Below are 4,038 nucleotides of genomic sequence, written 5' to 3'. Positions count from 1 at the left end.
GTTCGCCATTCTCTGTCCTCCGTTTCCTAAACATAACGGTGGACCAGTTCAGATGGGGCACTCCAAGCCCGGAGTTCTTCGACAAGCTGATCTCCCATGCCAAGACCGAGGAGGCCTACAAGTTCTATGCCGCAACCGGTGCTCAGCCGCTGCGCCAGGACGTGCGGCGGAACTTCCCCTTCGCTGGCATTCTCTTCGAGGAATATACCGGCAACGTCACCCTCTCGACGAAATCCACCGAACGGCTGATCCCCGAAGGTGAGGGCGTCGCCTTCCCGCTGGGGACCACTGACACCTTCACCACCTATGGCGGGCCGGCCAACCTGCTGGAGACCGCCAATACCATCGGCCTGCCGCTCTATGCCCGCCAGCATCTCGACGAGAAGGGCCGCTGGATCGACCTGATGACCGAGGCCTCGATCCTGCCGGTCAACAAGCGCCCGAAACTGGCGATCCGGCTGCATTCGTCAAACTGATCCCGATGAGCGCCTTTGCCGTCGCGCTGGACCGGATCTTCGGCCATGCCGACATGGCCACGGAGGCCGTCTGGATCTCCGCGGCCACCTCGGAGGAGCGCACGGTCCGGGCCATCCTGAAAGCGCCGGATCGGATCACCGGCTTCGGGGAAGCCCGGGTCCTCTCCGACACCATGACCGTCGACGTTCGTGTCGGGGAGTTGCCGGCCCCCCACACGGGCGACCTGATCATCCTCGGTGCCGAGAGCTTCGTGGTTCAGGGCGAACCGATCCGGGACCGCGAGCGGCTGATCTGGACGCTCGATCTGAGGCCGGCATGAAGCTGAAACTGGATGCCACGCCGGATCTGGTTGCTGCTATGGCAGCCGAGATCTCGACCGGCGAGAAGGCGGTCACCGCTGCCATGCGCGAGGCCGGGGCCGGCCTCAAGACCGCCTGGCGCGCGCAGATCACCGGTGCCGGGCTCGGCCGCCGGCTCGCGAACTCGATCCGGAGCCAGACCTACCCGAAGTCGGGCGAGAGCCTGAACGCTGCGGCGCTGGTCTGGTCGAAAGCCCCGGTGATCGTCGGGGCCCACGACACCGGTCCGCTGATCCGATCGAAGGACGGGTTCTGGCTGGCGATCCCGCTCGAGGCGGCAGGAAAGGGATTCAGAGGCGGCCGGATCACACCCGGGGAATGGGAGCGCCGTCGCGGTTTGCGGCTGCGCTTCGTCTATCGCCGGCGCGGACCGAGCCTGCTGGTGGCCGACGGTCGGCTGAACACCCGAGGGCTGGGCGTGGCGTCGAGGTCGAAGACCGGTCGTGGGAGGGCCACGGTGCCGATCTTTCTGCTGGTGCGGCAGGTCAGGTTGCCGAAGCGGCTGGATCTGGACCGGGATGCCGAGCGGGCGATCGACAGCGTGCCGGGGCTCATTGTGGCGAACTGGGTGGAGACGAAGTTCTGATCGGTAATCGTTCAACGACATCCGACCGCAGAATTGCGAGACGCTTTCGGAAAATAGCGAGATTCGAACCAGCCGATACTCGTAGAAATGTAAGGAGCTCTGTGGATCTGGCCGCCGGTCCGGTTTCTCAGTAGCCCCAGGGAATGAGCCGATAGCGCACGCGACATACATAGTCGCGATAGCCCGGCAATTCTTCCTGCAAGGTCCGGTCCTCAAGTGCCGTTCTAAGTACCGAAACGATCGCTGAAGCCGCCACAGGAATCAGCGTCCACACCGAGCCCAGAGCAAGAACAATACCGAACAAGGCAAGAATGCTTCCGGCATAGCCCGGATGCCGCACAAACCGGTACGGACCGCTGTCACACACCACATGCCCTCGATCAGTCTGGATACGCACCACGCTTAGGAAAAAGCGATTCTCTGCAAATGCCCATGCAGAGAAAGCGTATCCAAGAGAAATCAGGATGAAGCCGATGACAGTGAGCCATAGTGGAAATTCCGGCGACCAATCAAATCGGTGGTCCAGTCCTGCCACAATGGCGACTGGGTAGGTGATACTGACTGCCATCAACGGCGCAAGCACCTTGTCCCACGGTTTTGCGTTCTGGAGGTTCTCAATATTCTGCCGTTCGGCCGTTACACCCGGATGGCGCTGTTCCGCCCACATGCGACCCACGGTGCCTGCGGTAAGGAACAGAATGGAATAGAGCCATGCCTGCCACCACCCCAGATCTCCGGCGCAAAAGAACAAGATCAGGGGGATCAGAAGATAAACCACAACCAATCTGATCCACTGGGCGGGTGACACCATTTGAGTGGCCCGAGAACGGTCCCCCTTCTGAGGCATGTCTTTTCCCAAGATGTTACAGTCTAAGAATATGCTGAAATGTGATGCCGCTCAATCATGACGGCCCCTGACCGGTTACTGTCCAGACGCCGCCGGTCTCGGTCCTGCCCCTGATGCTCGATCGGTGAATTGCACGCCAGGTTAACCAAACGCCGCCCTTTCCATCCGAGCAAGATCATGCCCACCACTCGCGAAACCATCCTTTCCGCGCTGCATACGCGGCTCTCGGCGCTGCCCGCCACCGCCCTCCGCGGCGATGTGCTGCCGGAGCGCGTACAGGCCGACGGCCTGCTGATCCTGCGCGATGGCGAGCCAGGCGAGCCGGAGATGACGCTGTCGCCGCTCCGCCATCACTACCAGCACCGCGCCGAGATCGAGGCGGTCGTGCAGGGCACCGAACGTGACACCGCCTTCGACACGCTCTGCGCCAGCATTGGCACGGCTCTCGCGGCCGACCGCACGCTTGGCGGGCTTTGCGACTGGGCCGAGGCCGAGGCGCCCCGGCCGGTCGATCTGCCCGTCGAGGGCGCGGCCAGCTTCAAGGCTGCAGTGATACCCGTCGTCCTGCACTACACCACGACCGATCCGCTGGGTTAACGATGTCAGGGACCTATTTGCGATCCTGCTCTTTACTGAAACGCGCCGAAGTGACTTCAGCGCCGCTCTCGATCGTCAGCGTCGTGTAGGTAATCTCGCCGGTAACCTTCGCGCCGGACTGGAGTTTGACGTCACCGCCAAAGATCCGGCCATCGAAGTGTCCCTTGATGGCGACGCTGCTGGCATGAAGTTCGCCGTCCGCAGACCCGCCGACTTCAATCACGATTGTATCGGCTGAGATCTTTCCGTCGCATTTCCCGAGAAGTTCCAGGACACCCGGCACGGTGAGATCGCCCGAGAGCTGCGCGCCAGCCGCCAGGAGAGACCGGTTACCGCTGGAACTGGTGGCGGGTGCGGACGAGTTTTCGGGCTGGGTCATGAGCTGGGTTTCCTGGCGTCGGGCGTGAAGGTCGACCGGAGATCCCGGCAATGACTGGTCAAGTGAAGGTATCCGGCTCCGGTCGGCAGAAGAAACCCCCAAAACAGATTCAGGGAGACCAACATGGCACGAGCCCAGGGGGCGCGGGCGCAGATGGCGCTTGCGTTCGAGACTGTCTATGGCATGCCGCCGGCGGGCGGCTTCACGAAGATGCCCTTTGCCAGCACCACGCTTGGAGCCGAGCAGCCGCTGCTGAACTCGGAGCTGCTCGGCTACGGCCGCGATCCGCTGGCGCCGGTCCAGGACGCAGTAACGGCCGACGGCGATGTCGTCGTGCCGCTCGACGCTGAGGCTTTCGGCTTCTGGCTCAAGGCGGCCTTTGGCGCGCCCACGACCACCGGCACCGGCCCCTGGACGCATGAGTTCCAGTCAGGCGCCTGGACGTTGCCGAGCCTCTCCATCGAGACCGGCATGCCGGAGGTGCCGCGCTTTGCCATGTATTCCGGCTGCGTGCTCGACCGGCTCAGCTGGCAGATGCAGAGTTCGGGGCTTCTGACCGCGACCGCGCGGCTGGTGGCACAGGGCGAGACGGTGGACACAGCCACCGCTGTTGGCACGCCTGCCGATCTCGAGCTCAAGCGCTTCGGGCATTTCAACGGATCGGTCACCCGCAATGGCTCGGCGCTCGGCAATGTCGTCTCGGCCGACATCACCTTTGCCAACAACCTCGTGGGGAGCCTGATCTGACTGGTCCGGTTTGATTGTTAGTGCATGACCCGCCTTGGTTCCATCT

General features: G+C 63.2%; 6 protein-coding genes and 1 pseudogene. 5 read left to right on the top strand and 2 right to left on the bottom strand.

Going from position 1 to position 4,038, the window contains the following annotated elements:
- The 3 genes from ACFQ2S_RS22705 to ACFQ2S_RS22695 all read left to right on the top strand — a co-directional run.
- Positions 1–476: major capsid protein (locus tag ACFQ2S_RS22705; RefSeq protein WP_386078432.1), on the top strand; the 476-nt coding region annotated here is incomplete at its 5' end.
- A 5-nt stretch (positions 477–481) separates the two neighbouring features.
- The gene (locus tag ACFQ2S_RS22700; protein WP_386078430.1) at positions 482–796 is read left to right on the top strand and encodes a head-tail joining protein; all 315 of its coding nucleotides are present in this window, start codon (positions 482–484) and stop codon (positions 794–796) included.
- Complete coding sequence (locus ACFQ2S_RS22695) at positions 793–1,422, top strand: DUF6441 family protein (RefSeq protein ID WP_386078428.1); 630 nt, start codon at positions 793–795, stop codon at positions 1,420–1,422. Before ACFQ2S_RS22700 ends, ACFQ2S_RS22695 begins: the two co-directional genes overlap by 4 nt.
- Before the next feature lie 127 nt (positions 1,423–1,549).
- Here ACFQ2S_RS22695 and ACFQ2S_RS22690 read toward each other — a convergent pair whose 3' ends face one another.
- The gene (locus ACFQ2S_RS22690) at positions 1,550–2,200 is read right to left on the bottom strand and encodes a methyltransferase family protein (RefSeq protein WP_386078426.1); all 651 of its coding nucleotides are present in this window, start codon (positions 2,198–2,200) and stop codon (positions 1,550–1,552) included.
- Positions 2,201–2,446: 246 nt separating this feature from the next.
- Here ACFQ2S_RS22690 and ACFQ2S_RS22685 point away from each other — a divergent pair, with 246 nt between their 5' ends.
- The gene (locus tag ACFQ2S_RS22685) at positions 2,447–2,866 is read left to right on the top strand and encodes an acyl-CoA transferase (RefSeq protein WP_386078423.1); all 420 of its coding nucleotides are present in this window, start codon (positions 2,447–2,449) and stop codon (positions 2,864–2,866) included.
- Positions 2,867–2,879: 13 nt separating this feature from the next.
- Here ACFQ2S_RS22685 and ACFQ2S_RS22680 read toward each other — a convergent pair whose 3' ends face one another.
- On the bottom strand, positions 2,880–3,245 hold the full coding sequence (locus ACFQ2S_RS22680; protein ID WP_386078420.1) for a bactofilin family protein: 366 nt from the start codon (positions 3,243–3,245) through the stop codon (positions 2,880–2,882).
- A 123-nt stretch (positions 3,246–3,368) separates the two neighbouring features.
- Here ACFQ2S_RS22680 and ACFQ2S_RS22675 point away from each other — a divergent pair.
- Positions 3,369–3,974: pseudogene (locus tag ACFQ2S_RS22675) on the top strand (phage tail tube protein); the annotation flags it as partial.
- Positions 3,975–4,038: the final 64 nt, after the last annotated feature.

Origin of the sequence: Tropicimonas aquimaris (assembly GCF_042676185.1) — a bacterium.
GTDB classification, from domain to species: Bacteria; Pseudomonadota; Alphaproteobacteria; order Rhodobacterales; family Rhodobacteraceae; genus Tropicimonas; species Tropicimonas aquimaris.
The sequence above is the reverse complement of the archived record's forward strand: the minus strand, read 5'-3'. Positions and strand labels throughout refer to the sequence as shown.